The organism is Pseudomonas sp. BIGb0176 (assembly GCF_024810175.1).
In the GTDB taxonomy this organism is placed as follows: domain Bacteria; phylum Pseudomonadota; class Gammaproteobacteria; order Pseudomonadales; family Pseudomonadaceae; genus Aquipseudomonas; species Aquipseudomonas protegens.
In genome coordinates, this window is the sequence record NZ_JANUEC010000002.1 from 214686 (window position 1) to 237734 (window position 23049).

Here is a 23049-nt window from a genome sequence, read left to right on the forward strand (position 1 = left end):
GGGCGTCATGGGCCTGCAATTGAGCCACGCCGAGGCCAGCGCCACCGGACCGCGGGCGGAAAATCAGGACGCCCTGCGCCGGGTCACCCCGGCGCCGGACCTGGCCGCAAGCAAAGGCCTGTTGTTCGCCATCGCCGACGGTGTGAGCCAGTGCGCCGACGGCGGCCTCGCCGCCCGTTCAAGCGTGCAGGCCCTGGCCCTGGACTACTACGCCACCCCGCAAACCTGGGCTGTGGCCCAAGCCCTGGAACGCCTGCTGGTCGCCCAGAATCGTTGGCTCCAGGCCAACGGCGGCGGCCAGCCACTGCTCACCACCCTCAGCGCTTTGGTGTTGCGGGGCCGGCGCTTCACCCTGGCCCATGTCGGCGACTGCCGGGTCTACCGCTGGCACCGGCAGCAGTTGCAACGCATCAGCCAGGACCACGTCTGGGAGCAACCGGGCATGCAGCATGTGCTCAAGCGTGCCCTGGGCCTGGACCAACATCTGGTGCTGGACTTCCTCGACGGCGAACTGCGCCAGGGCGAAAGCTTCCTGATGCTCAGCGATGGAGTCTGGGCCACCCTGGGCGACAGCGCCATCGCTGCCATTCTGCGTGACCAGACGGACCCGGACAGCGCTGTACAGACCCTGGTCCGCGCCGCCCACCTGGCCGGCAGCCAGGACAACGCCAGCGCGCTGCTGGTGCGAGTCGATGAGCTCGGCGAAAGCAGCCTCGGTGACGCCCTGCTGCAGCTGCAGCAATGGCCCCTGCCGCCGCCGCTGAAACCCGGCCAGCGCTTCGAGGGCTGGCAAGTCGAGGCATTGCTCAGCCACAGCCAGCAGGCCTTGCTGTATCGGGTACACGACGAACAGCAACAAACCTGGCTGCTGAAGACCTTGCCCCCGGCCCTGCACAACGACCTGACGGCCTGCCAGGGACTGCTATGCGAAGAATGGCTGCTGCGCCGCGTTGCCGGGCGTCACTTTCCCCAGGTACACAGCGCAACTTCACGCCAGCACCTGTACTACCTGATGCGCGAATACCCGGGCCGTACCCTGGCACAACTGCTTCGCCAGAACGGCCCCTTGCCCCTGGCCCAGTGGCAGCCCCTGGCCGAGCATCTGCTACGCGCAATCGGTCTGCTGCACCGGCGGCAGATCCTGCACCGGGATATCAAACCGGACAACCTGCTGCTGGGGGACGATGGCGAACTGCGGGTACTGGATTTCGGCCTGGCGTACTGCCCCGGCCTCTCGGCGGACCCGGCACACCTGCTACCCGGCACCCCGAGCTTTATCGCCCCGGAAGCCTTCGACGGTGAACCTCCCGGCCCGCAACAGGACCTCTATGCGGTAGGCGTCAGCCTGTACTACCTGCTGACCGGGCACTACCCCCACGGCGAGATCGAAGCCTTCCAGCGCCCGCGTTTCGGCGCAGCGACGAACCCCGGCCGCTACCGCCCGGACCTGCCGGAATGGTTGGCACAAAGCCTGGAGCGCGGGGTGAATGCCGATCCGGCACAGCGCTACGAAACTGCCGAAGAATGGCTGCTGGCGCTGGAACAGGGCGAACGCCGTAGCTTGAGCACCAGATCGCGGCCATTACTGGAACGCGAACCGCTGAAAGTCTGGCGCGGCATCGCCCTGCTCGCCTTGCTGCTCAACCTGATCTTGTTGCTGTCACTGCTGCATCACTGAGGCCATCGGGTGGGTGGCCTTGCTCCTCAAACTCCCGACAAACCTCAGGCCCCTGCGTCCCTAGGAGCCGTTGATCCAAACGCGACCCGATCTGCCACAAAGAGCCGAAACAGGGCATAGCGTCTCAATTCAGTGCAACAGCCGAGATCAGCACGCACAGAACCTTCATCAAAGCTCAATAAAACCAGCACCTCGGCCACTTGGCACAGGCGCTGCATTGCGTCAGGCAACAGACATAAAGCCCGGCCTTCAACGACGAAGGCAGGCTTCCCGAGAGAACGGGATCGGACAAAGGCGTCCTCGTCAGGCCACTGACGGGACGCCTTTTTTGTTTGCGCGCATTTTGTCGAGCCAGGCGTCACTGACCCTGCCTGAGCTCCGGAGAAGCCCATGAAAAGACCCAAACTGGTGATGATCGGCAACGGCATGGCCGGGGTCCGCACCCTGGAAGAACTGCTCAAGCTGAGCGATGAGCTGTACGACATCACGGTCTTCGGCGCCGAACCCCACACCAACTACAACCGCATCCTGCTGTCGCCGGTGCTGGCCGGTGAACAGACGTTCGAGGACATCGTCCTCAACGACCTGGACTGGTACCTGGACCACCACATCAAGCTGCTGCTCAACCGCAAGGTGGTAGAGATCGACCGGATCAGGCGCCGGGTGATCGCCGAGGACGGCAGCGAAGCCGAGTATGACCGTCTGCTGATCGCCACCGGCTCCACGCCCTTTATCCTGCCGATTCCCGGCAAGGACCTGCAGGGGGTGATCGGCTATCGCGACATTGCCGACACCCAGGCGATGATCGACACGGCCAAGACTCACACGCATGCGGTGGTGATCGGCGGCGGCCTGCTGGGGCTGGAGGCCGCCAACGGCCTCAAGCTGCGCGGCATGGATGTGACCGTGGTGCATATCGGCGAATGGCTGCTGGAACGACAACTGGACCAGACCAGCGGCCAGTTGCTGCAAAGCGCCCTGGAAAGCCGCGGCCTGAAGTTCCGCCTGTGCGAACAGACCCAGGCCCTGATCGATGCCGGCAATGGTCGGGTCGGGTCGGTGCAGTTCAAGAATGGCGAGATCATCCCCGCCGATCTGGTGGTGATGGCCGCCGGCATCCGCCCCAACACCGAGCTGGCGGAACGGGCCGGCCTGCCCTGCAACCGCGGGATACTGGTCAACGACACCCTGCAAACCTTTGACCCGCGCATCTACGCCATCGGCGAGTGCGCCAACCACCGCGGTATCGCCTACGGCCTGGTGGCGCCGTTGTTCGAACAGGCCAAGGTCTGCGCCAACCACCTGGCCCAACTGGGCTTCGCCCGCTACCAGGGCTCGGTGACGTCCACCAAGTTGAAGGTCACTGGCATCGATCTGTTTTCCGCCGGGGATTTCATGGGTGGCGACGGTACCGAAACCATCACCCTCGCCGACCCCATTGGCGGGGTCTACAAGAAGCTGGTGATCAAGGACGACGTGCTGGTCGGCGCCTGCCTGTATGGCGACACCGCGGATGGCGGCTGGTACTTCCGGCAGATCCGCGAGCAGCAGGCCATCGGCGAGATCCGCGACCACCTGATGTTCGGTGAGAACGCGTTGGGCGACGTCGGCCATCAGGGCCAGGACAAGGCCATGAGCATGGCCGACACTGCCGAGGTCTGTGGCTGCAATGGGGTGTGCAAGGGCACCATCGTCAAGGCCATTCAGGAACAGGGGCTGTTCAGCGTCGACGAGGTCAAGAAGCACACCAAGGCCGCCAGCTCCTGCGGCTCCTGTGCCGGGCTGGTGGAACAGATCCTGATCAATACCGTGGGCGGCGCGGCGGACGTCAAGCCGAAAAGCGAAAAAGCCATCTGCGCCTGCAGCGACCTGAACCACGGGCAGATCCGCCAGGCGATCCGCGACCAGCACCTGCTGACCATCGCCGGCACCATGAGCTACCTCAACTGGCGCACCCCTAACGGCTGTGCCACTTGCCGTCCGGCGCTGAACTACTACCTGATCTCCACCTGGCCGGGGGAAGCCCGGGACGATCCGCAATCGCGGCTGATCAACGAACGGGCCCACGCCAACATCCAGAAAGACGGGACCTACTCGGTGGTGCCGCGGATGTGGGGCGGCGTGACCAATCCGTCCGAGCTGCGACGCATCGCCGATGTCGCCGACAAGTACCAGGTGCCCATGGTCAAGGTCACCGGCGGCCAGCGCATCGACCTGCTGGGCATCCGCAAGGAAGACTTGCCCGGAGTCTGGAAAGACCTGGACATGCCGTCCGGCCACGCCTACGGCAAATCCATCCGCACCGTGAAGACCTGCGTCGGCAGCGAGTTCTGCCGCTTCGGCACGCAGAACTCCACCCAGCTGGGAATCGAGCTGGAACACGACCTGTTCAACATGTGGTCGCCGCACAAGGTCAAGCTGGCGGTCTCCGGTTGCCCGCGCAACTGCTCGGAAGCCGGGATCAAGGACGTGGGCATCATCGGCGTCGATTCGGGCTGGGAGATGTACATCGGCGGCAACGGCGGGATCAAGACCGAGGTGGCGGAGTTTTTCGTCAAGCTCAAGACCGCCGAAGAAGTGCGCGAATACAACGGCGCCTTCCTCCAGCTGTACCGCGAAGAAGCCTTCTACCTCGAACGCACCGTGCACTACCTGCAACGGGTCGGCATGGAACACGTGAAAAAGGCCGTGCTGGAAGACCCGCAGCGGCGCAAGGCGCTGAACGAGCGCCTGCAGTTCTCCCTGTCCTTCGAGCAGGACCCATGGCAACAGCGCCTGGCCGAGCCGCAGCTGAAAAAAGAGTTCGAGTCGATCCCCGTAAAACAACTGGAGGTGCCGGCATGAACTGGCTGGATATCTGCGCCCTGGAAGAAATCAACACCCTGGGCTCGCGCATCATCAAGGGCCCCAAGGGCGATATCGCAATTTTTCGTACCAGCGATGATCAAGTCTTCGCTCTCGACGATCGCTGCCCGCACAAGGGCGGGCCGCTATCCCAGGGGCTGATCTACGGCAAACGGGTAGCCTGCCCGCTGCACAACTGGCAGATCGATCTGGAGTCCGGGCAGGCCCAGGCCCCAGACCACGGCTGCGCCCACCAGCATCTGGCCCGAGTGGAAAGCGGCCGGGTGCTGCTGGCCCTGCAGGATGCCGGGTAATGGAGCGCCAGAGCACGGCCTCGACCTGCTGCTACTGCGGGGTCGGCTGCGGGGTACTGATCGAGCATGACGGCCGACATATTCTCGGGGTCAGTGGCGACCCGACGCACCCGGCCAACTTCGGCAAACTGTGCAGCAAGGGCGCCAGCCTGCACCTGACCGGCGACCACGCGGCCCGCGCGCTGTACCCGGAACTGCGCCTGGGCAAGGCCCTGGCCCGCAACCGCTGCGACTGGGACAGCGCCCTGGAACATGCCGCTGGGGTGTTCGCCCAGGCCATCGCCGAGCACGGCCCGGACAGCGTGGCGTTCTATATTTCCGGGCAACTGCTGACCGAGGACTACTACGCCTTCAACAAACTGGCCCGGGCCCTGGTGGGCACCAACAACATCGACAGCAATTCCCGGCTGTGCATGTCTTCGGCGGTGGTGGGCTACAAGCGCAGCCTGGGGGCCGACGCGCCGCCGTGCAACTATGAGGATCTGGAGCAAAGCGACTGCGTGATGATCGTCGGTAGCAACATGGCCTACGCCCATCCGGTGTTGTTTCGTCGCCTGGAACAGGCCAAAAGCCAACGCCCACAGATGAAAGTCATAGTGATCGACCCGCGTCGTACCGACACTTGCGACCTGGCTGACCTGCACCTGGCGATCTTGCCCGGCACAGATGTCGCTTTATTTCACGGCATCCTTCACCTGCTGCTGTGGGAGGACTGGATCGACCGGGATTTCATCCAGCAACACACCGAGGGCCTGGTGCAGCTCAAGGCCCTGGTCCGCGACTACACCCCGCCGATGGTGGCCCAGCTGTGCGGCATCAGCCTCGAGCAATTGCAGGAATGCGCCCAGTGGGTGGGCAATGCGCCAAGTTTTCTGTCCCTGTGGTGCATGGGCCTGAACCAGTCCAGCGCCGGCAGCGCGAAAAACAGTGCATTGATCAACCTGCACCTGGCCACCGGGCAAATCGGCCGCCCCGGTGCAGGCCCCTTCTCGCTCACCGGTCAGCCCAATGCCATGGGTGGGCGCGAAACCGGCAGCTTGAGCAACCTGCTGCCTGGACACCGCGAGGCTGCCGACCCGGAACACCGCGCCGAAGTCGCCGCCTACTGGGGCGTGGAGCAACTGCCCGCCAGCCCTGGCTTGAGCGCAATGGAGCTGTTTGAACAGATGCGCAGCGGCCGCATCAAGGCCTTGTGGATCGCCTGCACCAACCCGGCGCAATCCCTGCCGGACCAGAACCGAGTGCACGAGGCGCTGCTGAACTGCCCTTTCGTGGTTCTGCAGGAAGCCTTTGCCACCACCGAAACCGCGGCATTCGCCGACCTGTTGCTGCCAGCCGCCAGTTGGGGCGAAAAACAAGGCTCGGTGACCAACTCCGAGCGCCGGGTTTCCCATGTCCGCCAGGCCGTTGCCGCCCCCGGCGAGGCCCGAGCGGATTGGGCGATCACCGTGGATTTTGCTCAACGCCTGGAGCGATTCCTGCGCCCCGGCCTGCCGAGCCTGTTTGCCTTCGATAGCGCCGCCCGGGTGTTCGATGAGTACAAGGGCCTGACCCGCGGCCGCGACCTGGATCTGAGCGGCCTCAGCCACGAGTTGCTCGACCGCCTCGGCCCACAACAATGGCCCTTCCCTGAAGGCGCGACCCAGGGTACTGAGCGCCTGTATGTACACGGGATCTTTCCCACCGCCAATGGCCGTGCGCGTTTTGTCAGCGACCCTTATGTAGCAGCCAAGGAGCAGCGGGACGCACGCTTCCCCCTGACCCTGATCACCGGCCGCCTGCGCGACCAATGGCACGGCATGAGCCGTACGGGCACTGCGGCGCAGTTGTTCGGCCATGTCAGCGAAGCCTTGCTGAGCCTGCATCCGGACGAACTGCGGCGCCAACGCCTGCGAGATGGAGAACTGGTGAACCTGAAGAGCCGGCGCGGCAGCGTAATCGTGGCAGTGACCGGCGATGACAGCGTGCGCCCCGGGCAAGCCTTCCTGCCCATGCACTTCGGCGATCGCTTCCTCAAGGGCGGGGTCAATGCCGTCACCCAGCCCGCCTTCGACCCCTTGTCCAAACAGCCGGAACTCAAGCACAGCGGCGTGCGCCTGGAACCGGTGCAACTGCCTTGGCAACTGTTCGTGCTGATTGAAGGTGATGTGCAGGCGCATTTCCGGGCCCTACGCCCTCTTTGCCAGGCTCTGGCCTATGTCAGCCTCAGCCTGACCGGTCGCGAGCGCCCGGCACTGGTGATTCGCGCCGCCCATGCGCAAGCACCACAAGCGGCACTGCTTCAGGCCATCGACCGGCAATTGCAGCTCGACACAGGCCCGGTACTGGCCTACGACGACCTCCGCCGGGCCATCGGCAAGCGAGTGCGGATCGAACAGGGGCGAATTATCGCCATCCGCTTGTCCGGGGAAACCCTGGCACAGCATTGGCTGCACGAGCTGTGGCAGCAAGGCCGCGCCGATGAACAACTAAGGCGCTGGCTGCTGGCGCCGATGAGTGCACCGCCAGACGCCAGCGGCCTGGGAGGACAACAGGAGCGCATCTTGTGCAATTGCAGGAACGTCAGCCACAGCGCGGTCTGCGCCGGAATCGCGCAAGGCCTGGATATGGAACAACTGAAACAGCAACTGGGTTGCGGCAGCCAATGTGGCTCCTGCGTGCCGGAGATCAAGCGCCTGCTCGCGGCTTGCGTGCAACCTGTCGTCGCCCTGGAGTGAGGAAACCCTATGAATGCAAAAGTCTGGTTGGTAGGCGCTGGCCCCGGAGACCCGGAGCTGCTGACCCTCAAGGCCGTACGCGCCCTCGGTGAGGCCGATGTGGTGCTGATCGATGACCTGGTGAACCCTGCCGTGCTGGAGCATTGCCCCGGGGCGCGTGTGATTCCGGTGGGCAAGCGCGGCGGTTGTCGCTCGACGCCCCAAGCCTTTATCTACCGCTTGATGCTGCGCTACGCCCGACAGGGCCGCTGCGTAGTGCGCCTCAAAGGCGGCGACCCGTGCATTTTCGGGCGTGGCGGCGAGGAGGCGCAGTGGCTCAAGGCACGGGGCATCGAAGTGGAGCTGGTAAACGGCATAACCGCCGGCCTGGCAGGTGCCACACGCTGTGATATTCCCCTGACCCTACGCGGCGTTGCTCGAGGCGTGACTCTGGTAACTGCTCATACGCAGGACGACAGCCAACTGAACTGGCAGGCGCTGGCACACAGCGGAACGACCCTGGTGATCTACATGGGCGTGGCGAAGCTGGCGGAGATTGCCGAGCAGTTGCTCGGTGGTGCACTGGCGGCGGATACGCCGGTGGCGATGATTGAAAACGCCTCGCTGCCGCAGCAGCGCGAATGCCGCAGCGTACTGGCGAACATGGAACGCGACGCCCAGGTTTTCGCCCTCAAGAGCCCGGCAATCCTGGTTATCGGGGCAGTCGCGGCAACCGCGTCGGTCACGGCCCCTACCTCTGAAACCCAGGTGCAACTGGCCTGACTCTCGCGCCAGGAAGGCAAATCGCAGGCAAAGAAAAACCCGGCCTAGGCCGGGTTTTTCCAAGCTACAAGGCTAATTACTTAGCTTGAGCTTCTACCGAGGCTTCTACGCGACGGTTAACTGCGCGACCAGCTTCAGTTGCGTTGTCGGCAACTGGGCGGGACTCACCGTAACCAACGGATTGAACGCGGTTAGCGCCAACGCCGTACTGGTTAACCAGAACTTGTTTAACGGCGTTTGCACGACGCTCAGACAGCTTCTGGTTGTAAGCGTCAGGACCGACGGAGTCAGTGTGACCTTCAACAACGGTGGTGGTCTGTGGGTACTGCTTCATGAAGTCAGCGAGGTTCTTGATGTCAGCGTAGCTGTTAGGCTTGACGACCGACTTGTCGAAGTCGAACTTCACGTCCAGCTCAACACGAACCACTTCAGCAACTGGAGCTTCTGGAGCTGGCTCTGGAGCTGGAGCTGGTGCTACTGGAGCTGGAGCGACTTTGCCGCCGCTGCCACCGAAGTTCACACCCAGACCGATGGTAGGAGCGTAGTCCCACTTGCCGTTGTCCAGCTTGTAGTCAGCTTCAACGCCAGCACGGGCGAACAGGTTGTCGGTGATGTACCACTTAACACCAGCGCCTGCAGTCAGGAAAGTCGACTGGTCGCGACCGCTGTGGCCGTCGGCCTCAACGTTGGTCATGCTCTTGTGAGCAACACCGCCGGAAACGTATGGACGCAGAGCGTCACCCACGGTACCAAAGTGGTACTGAGCGTTCAGGCCGAAGTTGTCGCCTTTGATTTTCTGGTTACCAGTACCGTCGTTGGAACGGGTGTGGTTGGTCTTGTCGTAGGTGGCGTTCAACGACAGATCGTCGGTCAGGAAGTAGCCGATCGATGCGCCTGGGTTGAAGCCGTCTTCAACGTGATTAACGCTGTCGTTGTACTGTTTTTTGTAAAACAGTTCACCCTCGACCGCGCCTTGGCCTTGCGCCAGAACGCCGAACGAAGTCACGGCAACAATAGAACCAATGGCAATGCCCAAGGTGTTTTTCAGTTTCATCCGTTAAATCCCCATCTGGTGATTGTAAAGCAGTCCCACATACCGGGGGACAACTCGGCGGTAAGTCTATCAGAACTCACCTAGACGTAAGAGATATTTGCGCCGAACTAAGTTTCAGCAATACCTGCAAATTTCTCACGCAATTTATCAAGAGCACGTTTGTAACGCATCTTTGTAGCACTCAACCCCATATGCATGATGTCCGCGATCTCTTGAAATTCCAGCTCTGCGACAAATCGTAGCACCAGAATTTCCCGATCAATCGGGTTCACATGCACCAACCAGCGATCAAGTCCACCCTTTTCCTCAGGTTTCGGCGCCTTCTCTTCAGACGCCTCCTCGAGGGGGTCAAGACTTAAAGCGTCCATCAACCGACGCTTGCGCCGCTCCTTGCGATACTGCGTGATGCATTCGTTGTACGTGATGCTATATAGCCATGTCTTGAACTTCGATTTACCCTCAAAGTTCTTAAGGCCATACAGCACCTTCAACATCACTTCCTGACAGACATCATCCGCATCCCGATCGTTCCCCAGATAACGTGCACAAACATTAAATAGGGTCCTCTGATAGCGCCGCATCAACTCTTCATAGGCGCGTGTTACGTGAAACAGCTCCGTATGCGAGCGCGCAACCAACTCCTCATCAGAGAGCTCACGGGGGTCATAGCGCGTGGATAGCGATTGGGTTTTATTCAAAACGAGTCGTGCCGACAGTCAGGTCAATGTCCGCCGCAGCCCGATGACGAGCATTTTGCGGCGGCATACATTAGCAGGGTTTGCCGGGTTAGCGGCTACTTACATGCTGCTCCAGCAGGATCCGATTGGAGAGAGAGACTAGCTCACCCTCATCGGTCAGCAATGTAGTTTTAACCGTGCCAATCTCTTCGATCTGGCCTTCGACCTCACCAACACGTACTTGTTGCCCAACCTGATACAACTCACGCACATAGATTCCCGCAAGAATCTGCCCGGCAATTTCCCGGCTTCCCAACCCCATGGCCAGTGCAACAGCCAGACCAACGGTAATCAATACAATGACGATCACATGGTTGAGCAGGTCGGTTTTAACCTCCAACTGACTGATCGCCACGGAAATACTGATGATGATCACCAGCCCCTGGGCAATTCGCCCCAGGCCGCTGGCGTAATCCAGGCCTACGCCTTCTGCGGCGCCGCGCACCAGGCCATTGGCCAGTTGCGCCAGCAAAACCCCCACCAGCAGCACCAGCGCAGCACCGAAAACCTTCGGTAAATACAGCGCAAGCATATCGAGCGTAGCCGAAACTCGCTCAAGGCCAAGGGATTCAGCAGCAGAAACCAGAAAAATCAGCAAAACGAACCAATAGACGATCTTGCCGATCAGGGTCGAGATGGGTACCTGCAAACCCGCACGAGACAGCAACTTGGTCAGGCCGGTGCCGCCCATGAGGCGATCCAGGCCCAGCTTGGCCAGCAATTTCGAGAGCAGGGTATCGAGCAGCTTGGCCACCACGAAGCCCAGCAACAGCACCACCAACGCGCCGAACAGGTTCGGAATGAAGTTCGCCACCTTGGTCCACAAGGCGGTCATCGCCGTGACGAGGCTCTGCGTCCAGAGATCCAGTTCCATATTCAATCAGCCTTATCAGCAGTGCGAGCAGAAGATTTACGACGAGAAACCGGCGCAATATGAGCCGATCCGTTATTCAAGGCGATCATCAGCGCCGGCAGCCAGCGGCCCAGAAGGCTGAACAGATCCCCCGCCCCCACCTGACGGTTGGCGGTTTTCAGTACGCGGCCCAGGCAGGCATCGTCATCGCGGCTCGATGGCGAGGCTTTGAGCATGTCACGCAAAGACTGTTCAAACGGATCGTGCATACGCACCTCTGGTGATGTCTGAAAAAGACGCGATCAGATTTATTCGGGTCACATGAAGCATCATCACACCCAGCGCAAACGACGAAACAACCACCATTGCCCCACGGCCACCGCCAACAATAAAAGGCAGGCGATGATGAAACCATAAGGGCTGGCCGAGAACGGAATGCCGCCAACGTTGATCCCCAAAAGGCCGGTGAGAAAACTCATCGGCAGGAAGATCCCGGTAATGATCCCGAAGCGGTACATGGTGCGATTCATGCGCACGCTCAAACGCCGGTCTTCGGCCTCCAGCACAAGCCCCACGCGCTCTCGGGTCAATTCCAGCTCTTCCAGGTAACGGGTCAGACTGTTGTGCAGCTCGTTCCAGTAATCACCATCATCCACGGCGAACCAGGGCAGTTTTATCCGGCTCAACTGGGCGAAGATATCCCGCTGCGGAGCCAGGAAGCGCTTGAGCCCGGCAGCCCGCCGACGGATCTGCAAAATGCTGCCGTGCTCGGGGGTATACCGTTCGTCGGCATCCAGTTTTTCTTCCTCGCCATCGACCACTTCCGAGAGGTCGCTGACCAGGTTCTGCACCTTGTGGGTCAGGTACTCGGCCATATAAAGGAGGAGTTCGGCAGACGTCTTCGGCCCTCGGCCCTCGGCAAGCTGCACCAGCAACTCATCGGTGGCGCGCAACTGACGCAGGCGCAAGGAAATCACCCGCTGGGAAGAGGCAAAGATCCGCACCGAGACCATGTCTTCCGGCTCGGCCCCCGGGTTCAGGTTGATACCCCGCAGAAACAGCAGCAACTCCGAGTCCGGGAGCGCCAGCAGGCGTGGCCGGGTGTTTTCCTCCAGCAGCAGGTCACAGCTGAACTCGCTCAGGCCGCTGGAGCGACGCAACCAGGTCTGGGTCTGCGGATGACTGCGATCCCAATGCAGCCACAGGCTTTCATGGGCCTGCAGTTGCAGGTCGTCGAGCTCAGTCCGGGCAATCGAACGCGCACCGCCTTCACCATCCAGCACCAGGGCATGTACCAGCCCCCATTGCGCGTTTTCTTCCTCGAACATCCGCATCCCTTGTCAGGTCGATTGTTTATTCAGGCATTTTCAGCGGGCTTGGCGAAACGATCACGCCATTGTTGTCGGCGTAGACATACTCGCCAGGACGAAAAGTCACACCGGCAAAGGTCACCGCCACATTGAGGTCGCCAATGCCGCGCTTGTCAGTCTTCATCGGGTGGCTGGCCAGGGCCTGGACGCCAAGATCGGTCTGGGCGATGACATCCACATCACGGATGCAACCGTAGATCACCAATCCTTCCCAACCGTTTTTTGCGGCTTTCTCGGCCAGCATGTCGCCCAGCAGGGCGCGGCGCAGCGAGCCGCCACCATCCACCACCAACACCTTGCCCTGCCCCTTGAGTTCCACTTGTTCCTTGACCAGCGAGTTGTCCTCGAAGCACTTGATGGTGACGATTTCACCACCAAAGGAATCGCGACCACCGAAATTGCTGAACATCGGCTCTACCACCTGCACCAGGTCCGGGTAGGCGTCGCACAGGTCGGGAGTGAGGTAATGGTTCATCGAGAAACTCCTGTAACAGAAAGAACACGATCGAAGGTGTCGGTGCTGCCTTATATAGATACGCGCCCAGACCGCAGATGTTTAACCTGCAAGGCCTGATGAGCGAACCCGCCTGCCCCGTATTTTCGCAGCCAGGCCAGCGGAACGGAAAGCCGACTCAATAACTGAATGTGACCAGAACAGCGCAATGCGTCATATCTTAGCCGCAAGCGCTATCGAGCGAAATGCCCTTGTCAGAGCCTTCGCCTCAAACCGCAGCCACGGGTTCGGCAACAGAAACCAGCAATGGAGCCTGCTGATCCTTGAGCCAGCACGCGACCAGCGGCCAGACCTCAGTCTGCGCCGGTTTGCTCACCAGCATCTCGACGTGACCGAAATTACCGCTGAATCCCTGCTCGCGTCCCAGGCAGACAAATTGTTTCTGCTCGCTGCCCAACTGCTCGAACAACTTGCGACAGGCCCAGGTCGGATCCTGATGATCCCCTGCGGCACTGACTGCCAGTGCCGGCACCGTAACCTGCGCCAGGCCCGCCCACCAATCCTTATCGGCATCGCCGAAACGACCAAACAATCCATGCCAACGCATGCTCTCCAGAGCCAGCCCGATGGGCTCGTCCTCGGGGCCACGTTTGAGCCGCGAGCCGGACAACTGAGCAAAGCGCTTGATCACCAGGCGCCCACCCCACTCCACCATCGGGATCTTCAAGGGCCAGTAGGTACGGCTGATCTGGGTACCGAAAAACGCCGCCGAAGCCACGCCCGCATCACCCAGGTACTGCCCGCCCAAGGCCGCCGCCAGGGTAGTGCCGCCCAGGGAATGACCGATCCAATGGGGAACCTGCGCACTTTGCTCACGGACGAAGGCGGCAATTGCCGGCAAATCGTACCGAGCGTAGTCGGCGACACGGTTCTTGCGGTAGTCGGCATTGCGGCGCGACAAACCGTGACCGCGCATTTCAGGAATCCACACATCGAAGCCTGCGCGGGCCAGATAGGCCCCCAGCCCGATGCCCTTGGGCGAATACCAGAAACGTCGATTGGAAAAGCTGCCATGCAGCAGGACCACGGGGATCCCCCGGGCTTCAGGCTCATCGGCCAGCCCCAGGCGGGTGACGGCCAACTCCACGGAAGGGTCGGGACTGTTGCCGGGCTTCAAGCGATAGACATCTTCGCTGAGGTCGCCTCGACGCTCGGCACTGATCAAGGCGACCGGAAATAGGTTGCTGCTGCTTTGCATATTCTTCTTGCACAAAAAAGGGCGGCATCCAGAAGAAGCACGCCCTGCTTGAATCTTCAAGAGCCAGCCAGCCTTGCGACCGACCGGCTCTGCACTCACCGATTACGCCGCGCCCTGACCTTCAGCCAGGAAGAACCAGGTTTCCAGTACCGAGTCCGGGTTCAGCGAAACGCTTTCAATGCCCTGCTCCATCAGCCACTTGGCCAGGTCCGGGTGGTCCGAAGGCCCCTGGCCGCAGATGCCGATGTACTTGCCAGCCTTGTTGCAGGCGGCAATGGCATTGGCCAGCAGCTTCTTGACCGCAGGATTACGCTCGTCGAACAGGTGGGCGATGATCCCCGAGTCACGGTCCAGGCCCAGGGTCAGTTGGGTCAGGTCGTTGGAGCCGATGGAGAAACCATCGAAGTACTCCAGGAACTCGTCAGCCAGAATGGCGTTGGACGGCAGTTCGCACATCATGATCACGCGCAGGCCGTTCTCGCCGCGCTTGAGGCCGTTTTCAGCCAGCAGATCAACTACTTGGCTGGCCTCGCCCAAGGTGCGCACGAACGGCACCATGATTTCGACGTTGGTCAGGCCCATCTCGTTGCGCACGCGCTTCAGGGCGCGGCATTCGAGCTCGAAGCAGTCACGGAAGGATTCGCTGATGTAACGCGAAGCACCGCGGAAGCCCAGCATCGGGTTCTCTTCTTCCGGCTCGTAGAGCTTGCCACCGATCAGGTTGGCGTATTCGTTGGACTTGAAGTCCGACAGGCGCACGATGACCTTCTTCGGTGTGAACGCCGCAGCCAGGGTGCTGATGCCTTCAACCAGCTTGTCGACGTAGAAGTCCACAGGATCGTGGTAGCCGGCAATACGCTTGTCGACGCTGTCCTTGATCTCTTGTGGCAGCCCGGCGTAGTTCAGCAGTGCCTTGGGGTGCACGCCGATCATGCGGTTGATGATGAACTCCAGGCGGGCCAGGCCCACGCCGGCGTTCGGCAGCTGGGCGAAGTCGAAGGCACGGTCCGGGTTGCCGACGTTCATCATGATCTTGAACGGCAGCTCCGGCATGGCATCCACCGAGTTCTGCTTGATGTCGAAGCCCAGTTCGCCTTCGAAGATGAAACCGGTGTCGCCTTCAGCGCAGGAAACGGTCACGCCCTGGCCATCTTTCAGCAGCTCGGTGGCGTTGCCGCAACCCACTACTGCCGGAATGCCCAGCTCGCGAGCGATGATTGCTGCGTGGCAGGTCCGGCCGCCGCGGTTGGTGACGATGGCGCTGGCGCGCTTCATCACCGGTTCCCAGTCCGGGTCGGTCATGTCGGAGACCAGCACGTCGCCGGCCTGGACCTTGTCCATCTCGGACACGTCCTTGATGATCCGCACCTTGCCGGCGCCAATGCGCTGGCCGATGGCACGGCCTTCCACCAGCACGGTGCCGGTTTCCTTGAGCAGGTAGCGCTCCATGACATTGGCCTGGGTACGGCTCTTCACGGTTTCCGGACGAGCCTGGACGATGTACAGCTTGCCGTCGTCGCCGTCCTTGGCCCATTCGATGTCCATCGGGCACTGATAGTGCTTCTCGATGATCATCGCCTGCTTGGCCAGCTCGCTGACTTCAGCATCGGTCAGGCAGAAACGCGCGCGATCGGCGGCGTCCACGTCCACGGTTTTCACCGAGCGACCAGCCTTGGCTTCGTCGCCGTAGATCATCTTGATCGCCTTGCTGCCCAGGTTGCGGCGCAGGATAGCCGGACGACCGGCTTCAAGGGTGTTCTTGTGGACGTAGAATTCGTCCGGGTTGACCGCGCCCTGGACCACGGTTTCACCCAGGCCATAGGCGCCGGTGATGAATACCACGTCACGGAAGCCCGATTCGGTGTCGAGGGTGAACATCACGCCGGCGGTGCCGGTTTCCGAACGCACCATGCGCTGCACACCGGCAGACAGGGCCACCAGCTTGTGGTCGAACCCCTGGTGCACGCGGTAGGAAATGGCGCGGTCGTTGAAGAGCGAGGCGAACACTTCCTTGGCAGCGCGAATCACATTGTCCACGCCACGGATATTGAGGAAGGTTTCCTGCTGGCCGGCAAAGGAGGCGTCCGGCAAGTCTTCGGCAGTGGCCGAGGAACGCACGGCCACGGCGATGTCGGGATTGCCCGCCGACAGTGCGGCGAAGGCGGTACGGATCTCGGTGTTGAGGCGCTCGGGGAACTCGGCCTCCATGATCCACTGACGGATCTGCGCGCCAGTCTTGGCCAGGGCGTTGACGTCATCGACATCCAGCGCATCGAGCGCCGCATGAATCTGGTCGTTCAGACCACTCAACTCAAGAAAATCACGATAAGCCTGAGCTGTCGTGGCGAAGCCACCAGGGACCGATACGCCCGCACCTGCGAGGTTGCTGATCATCTCGCCCAGGGATGCGTTCTTGCCCCCCACATGCTCAACATCGTGTTTGCCGAGCTTATCGAGGGAAACTACGTACTCTACCAAGGTGATCTCTCCACTAACTGTGTTGGAAAAGCTCAGAAGCCGGCTGCTCCAGGGAGCGTTTGCCCGCTATATGGCCTGGACCTGGAAAATAAGTGAGAATGCGGGCCATTCCCGGCCGACAAATCGCGCCTATCATATCCAAGAATCGTCACTAGCTTAAGGCCCAAGCCGCAAATGAAACGATCTGCTTTCTTTATCTCCGACGGTACCGGCATCACAGCGGAAACCCTCGGCCAGAGCCTGTTGGCGCAGTTCGAAAACGTTACCTTCAGCAAATTCACGCGGCCGTATATCGACAGCATGGAAAAAGCGCGGGCCATGGTACAACAAATCAATATAGCCGCCGAAAAAGACGGCCATCGCCCGATTATCTTCGACACCATCGTCAATCAGGACATTCGTGAGATCCTCGCGACCTCCAATGGTTTCATGATCGACATCTTCTCGACCTTCCTCGCGCCCCTGGAACAGGAGCTGAGCGAACATTCCTCCTACTCCGTCGGCAAATCCCACTCCATTGGCCACAACTCCAACTACATGGAGCGGATCGAGGCGGTGAACTTCGCCCTGGACAACGACGACGGCGCCCGCACCCACTACTACGACAAGGCCGACCTGATCCTGGTGGGCGTGTCGCGTTGCGGCAAGACCCCGACCTGCCTGTACATGGCCATGCAATTCGGCATCCGCGCGGCCAACTACCCGCTGACCGAGGAAGACATGGAGCGCCTGCAGCTGCCCAATGCCCTGCGCGCCCACAAGCACAAGCTGTTCGGCCTGACCATCGACCCCGACCGCCTCACCGCGATCCGCAACGAGCGCAAGCCCAACAGTCGCTATTCCAGCTACGCCCAGTGCGAATTCGAAGTGCGCGAAGTGGAAAACCTGTTCCGCCGCGAAAACATCCCCCACATCAATTCCACCCATTTCTCGGTGGAAGAGATCTCGGCCAAGATCCTCGTGGAAAAAGGCGTGGAACGGCGCTTCAAGTAACCTCTGCGCGACCGACGGCGAGGCCCGCACTGCCCCTCGCCTACCGCCCTACCAGCGGGACAGCCCGCTCTCCTGCTTCAAGGCCGCGGCCAACGCGGCAAAGCCGTCCTGCAGCCGACGATCATCCGCGGAGGTATTGCAGACACTGGCCCGGACGAATTGCGGCACCGCCGCCTGGCCCACGGCAAAGGCTTCGGCAGTGGCCACCAGGTATCCCTGATGCTTGAGATCCGCCTCGATTTCAGAGGCACGCCACGGCTCCGGAACCCTGATCCAGAAATGCGGGCAACCCTCCGGACTGCGCCACTCCAGCCCCTGCAACACCTCCGTGACCAGCTCCTTGCGCCGGGCGATTTCGGCCATCTGCTGCTGACGCAGGCGCTCGGCAACTCCCGTGTCGATCCAGCCCGCTACCAGCTCCAGCGGCAAAGGCGTGGCCATCCAGCAGGTGGCGCGTACCGCTGCGGCCAAACGTCCCACCAGGGGCGACGGCGCATGCAGGAAACCGACCCGCAGCCCTGACGCCACGGCCTTGCTCAGACTGCTGATCAGCACCGTGCGCTCCGCTGCGAAATGGGCCAGGGGCGCCGGGCGCCGCTCCATCAGCACGGCGTGGGTTTCATCCTCAAGAATCAACAGGTTATGCCGGCGACAGAGCTCCGCCACGGCCTCGCGCCGCGCAGCGGACTGCACCGCAGCCGTGGGGTTTTGCAGGGTCGGGGTGCAATACAGCGCTGAAATGCGGTGCTGCCGGCACGCTTCGTCCAGGGCCTCCGGCAACAGCCCCTGTGCGTCCATCGGCAACCCCAGGAGCTTGATGCCCAACATTCGCGCCGTGCTGATCAGGCCCGGATAGGTCAGGTGTTCAGTGGCCAGCGTATCGCCGGGCTTGAGCAGTGCCAGCAAGGCGACATGCAAGCCGTGCTGGGCGCCGTTGACGCAAATCACCTGCTCGGGATCCGCCTGCAGGCCATCCTGGGTCAGCCAGCGCGCACCCGCGGCGCGATACCGCGCCAGACCGGCCTCGGCGCTGTAACGGGCGATTTGCTGCAGTCCCAAAGGATCTTCTGCCAATGCCCGCAAGCCCTGAGCGATGAAATGGCTTTCCTGGCCGGGAATATGGGTGTTGCGGCTCATGTCGAACAGCGCCTCCGGCTCCTCGGCGACGTTGCGAAAGCCGCTGTCGCGCTGGCGCTGCAAACCGTCCTGGCGCACATAAGTACCATCGCCGACCCGTGCCACCACCTGTCCCAGGCGTTCCAGCTCGGCGTACGCGCGGCTGATGGTGCCAATGGTCACGCCCAGCTTGTCCGCCAACAGGCGATGGGGCGGCAGTTTGCTACCGGGAGCCAGCGTACCGTCGGCAATGGCCTTTTCCAGGGTCTCGGCCAGTCGCTTGTACTTGGCGCCCACCCCTTCCTGCAATGCGGAACGCATCATTGACACTGTGTCAATACTTACTTTGACAGCCATCACTTTCACCAATAGCGTTGCTCAAGGGCTCAATTACCGCAAATGACTCGCCCAATATAGAGATCAATTGCCCATCACGAAAGGAATGCCAGCGTGAATACCAGCACCGTCATATCCGACACCCGGGCCCTGCCCCGCCCCTGGCTTGCCACCCTGGTGACCTGCACCCTGTTCCTGATTGTCTGCCTGAGTTGGGGCACCACCTGGCTGGGCATCAAGATTGCGGTGCAAAGCGTGCCGCCACTGACCGCCGCAGGCCTGCGCTTTCTGATTGCCTTCCCGCTGTTCGCCTGTTTTGCCTGGCTGCGCCGCGAGCCGCTGATGTTTCCCAAGGGCAGCCGGGGCTTCCTGGCATTCGTCACCCTGTGCTACTTCAGCCTGCCCTACACCCTGCTCAACTACGGCGAGGTACACGTTTCCTCCGGCCTGACCGCGCTGCTGTTCAGTTGCATGCCGGTGTTCATCCTGATTTTTTCCGCCCTGCTGCTGCGGGAGAAGATTCACCTGGCGCAACTGCTCGGCATCGCCATCGGCTTTGCCAGCCTGTTCCAGATCATTCGCGGCCAGGGCCTGCTCAGCGACCACAATGAACTCTCGGGAGTACTGGCAATTCTCGGCGCGGCGCTGCTGCATGCACTGTGTTACGTGGTCACCAAGAAACACGGCAGCGCCATCAGCGTCATCACCTACAACACCTTGCCGATCGGCATCGCCGGTCTACTGCTGTGCTTGGCGGGGTTGGGGATCGAGCACCCGGACTTTTCCGCCATCAGCCCGCGTTCCTGGGGCGCCCTGCTGTATCTGGGGCTGGCGGCTTCGGTGGGTGGGTTCATTGTCTATTTTTTCCTGCTGAAACGACTGAACCCGGTGATCCTGTCCTTCGTGTTCATCATTTTTCCGGTGTTCGCGGTGATCATCGGCGCCTGGTACGAAGGCCAGAGCCTGTCCCGGGACCTGCTGCTGTATTCCTCGACCTTGCTCGGCGGTTTCGCCATCACCAAACTGCCCCTGGACAAATGGCTGTCCGGAAAGCCCGCCCGACGCTAAAGAGATTCTGTAGGAGCGAGCTTGCTCGCGAAGGCTTTGAGGACATCGCGTCCGCCCAGCGAGCCCGCGTCATCATTGACGTTCATCGCGAGCAAGCTCGCCCCTACAAGGGTGGGTTTCAGATCACCAGCAGGTCGACGAACCGGTGCACCGGCGTCGCCTCAAGCCGCGCCTGATCCTTGCACAGCTGGAAAATCTGCGTCGCACGCTGGGCCGTGAAGCGCGTGGCCAGGTTGGCCTTGAACTTGTCTTCCAGCAGCGGGATGCCTTCGGCGCGGCGGCGCCGGTGGCCAATGGGGTATTCCACCGCGACCTGCTCGGTGCTGGAGCCGTCCTTGAAGAACACCTGGATCGCATTGGCAATGGAGCGTTTGTCGGCTTCCAGGTATTCACGGGTGTAGCGAGGCTCTTCGACGATGTGCATCTTCTCGCGCAACTGATCGATGATCGGGTGCGCGGCATGGAAATCGTCCTCGTAATGCTCCGCCACCAGGGTGCCGAAGGCCAGGGGCACGGCGGTCATGTATTGCAGGCAGTGGTCGCGGTCGGCGGCATTGGCCAGCGGCCCGACCTTGGAAATGATGCGGATCGCCGACTCATGGGTGGTGATGACGATGCGGTCGATTTCGTGCAGGCGGTTGCGCACCAGAGGATGCAAGGTCACCGCCGCTTCGCAGGCCGTTTGCGCATGGAATTCTGCCGGGAAACTGATCTTGAACAGCACGTTTTCCATCACGTAGCTGGCGTATTTCTGCGTCAGGCTGAACTGCCGCTGGCCCTCGGGTTTGAGTGCCAGGTCCTTGTTGGTATGGCTGAACAGCACGTCATAGAAGCCCCACTGCGGCGCCGTCAGGACGCCGGGAATGCCCATCTCGCCACGCAGGGCGATATCCGCCAGGCGCACTCCACGGCTGGAGGCATCCCCCGCCGCCCAGGATTTGCGCGAACCGGCATTGGGTGCATGGCGATAGGTACGCAGCGCCTGGCCATCGACAAAGGCCTGGGACAGTGCCGCCAGCAACTGCTCGCGATTGGCCCCCATCAGCTTGGCGCACACCGCGGTGGAAGCCACTTTCACCAGCAGCACATGATCGAGGCCGACACGGTTGAAGGAGTTTTCCAGGGCAATCACGCCTTGAATCTCATGGGCCATGATCATGGCCTTGAGCACATCATTCATGGTCAGCGGTGCTTCGCCATTGGCCACGCGCTTTTGTGACAGGTGATCGGCCACCGCGAGAATTCCCCCGAGGTTGTCCGAGGGGTGGCCCCATTCGGCCGCGAGCCAGGTGTCGTTGTAGTCCAGCCAGCGCACGATGCAGCCGATGTCCCAGGCCGCCTTCACCGGGTCGAGGCGATAGCTGGTGCCGGGCACCCGGGCACCGAAAGGCACCACGGTACCTTCGACGATCGGCCCCAGGTGCTTGGTGCATTCGGGAAAACGCAGGGCCAGCAGGCCGCAGCCCAGGGTGTCCATCAGGCAATTGCGTGCGGTATCGAGGGCTTCTCGGGAGTCGATGGAATAATCCAGGACGTAATCGGCAATGTCCTGCAGGACCTGGTCGTAATCGGGACGGTTGTTCAGGTCAACGTTGCTGCTCATGAGCGCTTCACTCCAGTACAGGATGGTAGGTGGTGTCGATTCCTCAGTGACAGGTTCAGGTCAATAACGGCATCGCAGGTCTGCGCCTGCTCAGCGATTCAATCACAACCAGCGGCTGTGGCGAGGGAGCTTGCTCCCGCTGGACAGCAAGCCCCTCCACAGCAAGCGCTTCTCTTCCTAGAAACTGTCGCCGGGCACTCGCACCCAGCCTTCCATCAGCACCCGCGCGCTGCGGCTCATGATGGCCTTGACCACCGTCCAGTCACCGCCGCTCCGGGTGGCTTCGGCGCCGACGCGCAAGGTGCCCGAGGGATGGCCGAAACGTACCGCGCTGCGCGCGCCACCACCGGCCGCCAGGTTGACCAGGGTCCCGGGAATCGCCGCCGCGGTACCTATGGCCACCGCCGCGGTGCCCATCATCGCGTGGTGCAGCTTGCCCATGGACATGGCCCGCACCAGCAGGTCGACGTCCCCGGCCTTGATCGACTTGCCGCTGGAGGCCTGGTAGTCCGCAGGCGCGGCGACAAAGGCCACTTTCGGCGTGTGCTGGCGCTGGGCGGCTTCATCCAGGTGTTTGATCAGGCCCATGCGCAGGGCGCCATGGGCGCGGATGGTCTCGAACATCGCCAGGGCCTTGGGGTCGCCATTGATATCGCCCTGCAGCTCGGTACCGCGATAGCCGATGTCTGCCGCGTTGACGAAGATCGTCGGAATCCCGGCATTGATCAGGGTCGCCTTGAAGGTGCCGACACCGGGCACTTCCAGGTCGTCCACCAGGTTGCCGGTGGGGAACATCGAACCGCCCGCACCCTCTTCCTCGGCCGCAGGGTCAAGGAACTCCAGCTGCACTTCGGCCGCCGGGAAAGTCACGCCGTCCAGCTCGAAGTCGCCGGTTTCCTGGACCTCGCCGTTGGTGATCGGCACGTGGGCGATGATGCTCTTGCCGATATTGGCCTGCCAGATGCGCACCACCGCCACGCCGTTCTGCGGAATGCGCGCCGGGTCCACCAGGCCGCTGCTGATGGCGAAGGAGCCCACTGCCGCCGAGAGGTTGCCGCAGTTGCCGCTCCAGTCGACAAAGGCCTTGTCGATGGCCACCTGGCCGAACAGGTAGTCGACGTCGTGGTCGGCCTTGATGCTCCTGGACAGGATCACCGTCTTGCTGGTGCTGGACGTGGCGCCGCCCATGCCGTCGATCTGCTTGTCATAGGGATCGGGGCTGCCGATCACCCGCAACAGCAGGGCATCACGGGCTGCGCCCGGCAGTTGGGCCGCCTCGGGCAGGTCCTGCAGGTTGAAGAACACGCCCTTGCTGGTGCCGCCACGCATGTAGGTGGCGGGAATCTTGATCTGCGCTACGAATGCCATGAATTTCAGGTCCCGATAATGACCGGGGGCGGCGCCTTGCGGCCCG

18 protein-coding genes are annotated in these 23049 nt (G+C 61.9%); 7 read left to right on the top strand and 11 right to left on the bottom strand.

Features of this window, described 5'->3' with window-relative positions; genetic code table 11:
- The first annotated feature begins 7 nt into the window (after positions 1 to 7).
- The 5 genes from M2395_RS11775 to cobA all read left to right on the top strand — a co-directional run bounded on the left by M2395_RS11775 (position 8) and on the right by cobA (position 8315).
- The gene (locus tag M2395_RS11775) at positions 8 to 1678 is read left to right on the top strand and encodes a bifunctional protein-serine/threonine kinase/phosphatase (RefSeq protein ID WP_041116865.1); all 1671 of its coding nucleotides are present in this window, start codon (positions 8 to 10) and stop codon (positions 1676 to 1678) included.
- A 390-nt stretch (positions 1679 to 2068) separates the two neighbouring features.
- Positions 2069 to 4522, top strand: coding sequence for a nitrite reductase large subunit NirB (gene nirB / locus M2395_RS11780; protein WP_123430268.1), 2454 nt, complete (start codon positions 2069 to 2071; stop codon positions 4520 to 4522).
- Entirely contained in the window at positions 4519 to 4836 is a 318-nt protein-coding gene (gene nirD, locus M2395_RS11785) for a nitrite reductase small subunit NirD (RefSeq protein ID WP_015634753.1), read from the top strand. The genes nirB and nirD overlap by 4 nt, the downstream gene beginning before the upstream one ends.
- Complete coding sequence (locus tag M2395_RS11790) at positions 4836 to 7553, top strand: nitrate reductase (protein ID WP_077933640.1); 2718 nt, start codon at positions 4836 to 4838, stop codon at positions 7551 to 7553. The genes nirD and M2395_RS11790 overlap by 1 nt, the downstream gene beginning before the upstream one ends.
- Positions 7554 to 7562: 9 nt before the next feature.
- A complete protein-coding gene (gene cobA, locus M2395_RS11795) occupies positions 7563 to 8315 on the top strand; it encodes a uroporphyrinogen-III C-methyltransferase (protein ID WP_015634751.1) in 753 nt (250 codons plus the stop codon).
- Positions 8316 to 8391: 76 nt separating this feature from the next.
- Here the strand turns inward: cobA and M2395_RS11800 are convergent, their stop codons facing one another.
- The 8 genes from M2395_RS11800 to ppsA form a co-directional block, all read right to left on the bottom strand.
- Complete coding sequence (locus tag M2395_RS11800; RefSeq protein WP_011060196.1) at positions 8392 to 9369, bottom strand: OmpA family protein; 978 nt, start codon at positions 9367 to 9369, stop codon at positions 8392 to 8394.
- Positions 9370 to 9476: 107 nt separating this feature from the next.
- Entirely contained in the window at positions 9477 to 10067 is a 591-nt protein-coding gene (gene sigX / locus M2395_RS11805; RefSeq protein WP_011060195.1) for an RNA polymerase sigma factor SigX, read from the bottom strand.
- A gap of 88 nt (positions 10068 to 10155) precedes the next feature.
- On the bottom strand, positions 10156 to 10980 hold the full coding sequence (locus M2395_RS11810) for a mechanosensitive ion channel family protein (RefSeq protein WP_008048604.1): 825 nt from the start codon (positions 10978 to 10980) through the stop codon (positions 10156 to 10158).
- A gap of 2 nt (positions 10981 to 10982) precedes the next feature.
- The gene (locus M2395_RS11815) at positions 10983 to 11228 is read right to left on the bottom strand and encodes a hypothetical protein (protein WP_011060193.1); all 246 of its coding nucleotides are present in this window, start codon (positions 11226 to 11228) and stop codon (positions 10983 to 10985) included.
- A gap of 63 nt (positions 11229 to 11291) precedes the next feature.
- Positions 11292 to 12287, bottom strand: coding sequence for a zinc transporter ZntB (locus M2395_RS11820; RefSeq protein WP_077933638.1), 996 nt, complete (start codon positions 12285 to 12287; stop codon positions 11292 to 11294).
- Between the two features lie 25 nt (positions 12288 to 12312).
- A complete protein-coding gene (gene rraA, locus M2395_RS11825; RefSeq protein ID WP_011060191.1) occupies positions 12313 to 12804 on the bottom strand; it encodes a ribonuclease E activity regulator RraA in 492 nt (163 codons plus the stop codon).
- 247 nt (positions 12805 to 13051) lie between these two features.
- Complete coding sequence (locus tag M2395_RS11830; protein WP_015634749.1) at positions 13052 to 14041, bottom strand: alpha/beta fold hydrolase; 990 nt, start codon at positions 14039 to 14041, stop codon at positions 13052 to 13054.
- A 102-nt stretch (positions 14042 to 14143) separates the two neighbouring features.
- A complete protein-coding gene (ppsA, locus tag M2395_RS11835; RefSeq protein WP_041116859.1) occupies positions 14144 to 16519 on the bottom strand; it encodes a phosphoenolpyruvate synthase in 2376 nt (791 codons plus the stop codon).
- Between the two features lie 174 nt (positions 16520 to 16693).
- On the opposite strand from ppsA, the gene M2395_RS11840 reads away from it, so the two are divergent.
- The gene (locus M2395_RS11840; RefSeq protein WP_011060188.1) at positions 16694 to 17512 is read left to right on the top strand and encodes a pyruvate, water dikinase regulatory protein; all 819 of its coding nucleotides are present in this window, start codon (positions 16694 to 16696) and stop codon (positions 17510 to 17512) included.
- Between the two features lie 48 nt (positions 17513 to 17560).
- On the opposite strand, the gene M2395_RS11845 is transcribed toward M2395_RS11840, so the two are convergent.
- Entirely contained in the window at positions 17561 to 18985 is a 1425-nt protein-coding gene (locus M2395_RS11845) for a PLP-dependent aminotransferase family protein (protein ID WP_015634746.1), read from the bottom strand.
- A 93-nt stretch (positions 18986 to 19078) separates the two neighbouring features.
- Here M2395_RS11845 and M2395_RS11850 point away from each other — a divergent pair, with 93 nt between their 5' ends.
- Positions 19079 to 20032 carry a DMT family transporter gene (locus tag M2395_RS11850; RefSeq protein ID WP_011060186.1) on the top strand — a complete coding sequence of 318 codons (954 nt, stop codon included), beginning with the start codon at positions 19079 to 19081 and terminating at the stop codon, positions 20030 to 20032.
- Between the two features lie 118 nt (positions 20033 to 20150).
- Here M2395_RS11850 and prpD read toward each other — a convergent pair whose 3' ends face one another.
- A complete protein-coding gene (gene prpD, locus M2395_RS11855) occupies positions 20151 to 21635 on the bottom strand; it encodes a 2-methylcitrate dehydratase (RefSeq protein ID WP_053157060.1) in 1485 nt (494 codons plus the stop codon).
- Positions 21636 to 21812: 177 nt separating this feature from the next.
- Entirely contained in the window at positions 21813 to 23003 is a 1191-nt protein-coding gene (gene prpF / locus M2395_RS11860; protein WP_123430267.1) for a 2-methylaconitate cis-trans isomerase PrpF, read from the bottom strand.
- Positions 23004 to 23049 lie beyond the last annotated feature (46 nt).

Bases quoted from the DNA above. Each gene is read 5' to 3' on its own strand.
- M2395_RS11775 (WP_041116865.1), top strand. From the start codon at position 8: ATGGGCCTGCAATTGAGCCACGCCGAGGCCAGCGCCACCGGACCGCGG.
- nirB (WP_123430268.1), top strand. From the start codon at position 2,069: ATGAAAAGACCCAAACTGGTGATGATCGGCAACGGCATGGCCGGGGTC.
- nirD (WP_015634753.1), top strand. From the start codon at position 4,519: ATGAACTGGCTGGATATCTGCGCCCTGGAAGAAATCAACACCCTGGGC.
- M2395_RS11790 (WP_077933640.1), top strand. From the start codon at position 4,836: ATGGAGCGCCAGAGCACGGCCTCGACCTGCTGCTACTGCGGGGTCGGC.
- cobA (WP_015634751.1), top strand. From the start codon at position 7,563: ATGAATGCAAAAGTCTGGTTGGTAGGCGCTGGCCCCGGAGACCCGGAG.
- M2395_RS11800 (WP_011060196.1), bottom strand. From the start codon at position 9,369: ATGAAACTGAAAAACACCTTGGGCATTGCCATTGGTTCTATTGTTGCC.
- M2395_RS11810 (WP_008048604.1), bottom strand. From the start codon at position 10,980: ATGGAACTGGATCTCTGGACGCAGAGCCTCGTCACGGCGATGACCGCC.
- M2395_RS11815 (WP_011060193.1), bottom strand. From the start codon at position 11,228: ATGCACGATCCGTTTGAACAGTCTTTGCGTGACATGCTCAAAGCCTCG.
- M2395_RS11820 (WP_077933638.1), bottom strand. From the start codon at position 12,287: ATGTTCGAGGAAGAAAACGCGCAATGGGGGCTGGTACATGCCCTGGTG.
- rraA (WP_011060191.1), bottom strand. From the start codon at position 12,804: ATGAACCATTACCTCACTCCCGACCTGTGCGACGCCTACCCGGACCTG.
- M2395_RS11830 (WP_015634749.1), bottom strand. From the start codon at position 14,041: ATGCAAAGCAGCAGCAACCTATTTCCGGTCGCCTTGATCAGTGCCGAG.
- M2395_RS11840 (WP_011060188.1), top strand. From the start codon at position 16,694: ATGAAACGATCTGCTTTCTTTATCTCCGACGGTACCGGCATCACAGCG.
- M2395_RS11845 (WP_015634746.1), bottom strand. From the start codon at position 18,985: ATGGCTGTCAAAGTAAGTATTGACACAGTGTCAATGATGCGTTCCGCA.
- prpD (WP_053157060.1), bottom strand. From the start codon at position 21,635: ATGAGCAGCAACGTTGACCTGAACAACCGTCCCGATTACGACCAGGTC.
- prpF (WP_123430267.1), bottom strand. From the start codon at position 23,003: ATGGCATTCGTAGCGCAGATCAAGATTCCCGCCACCTACATGCGTGGC.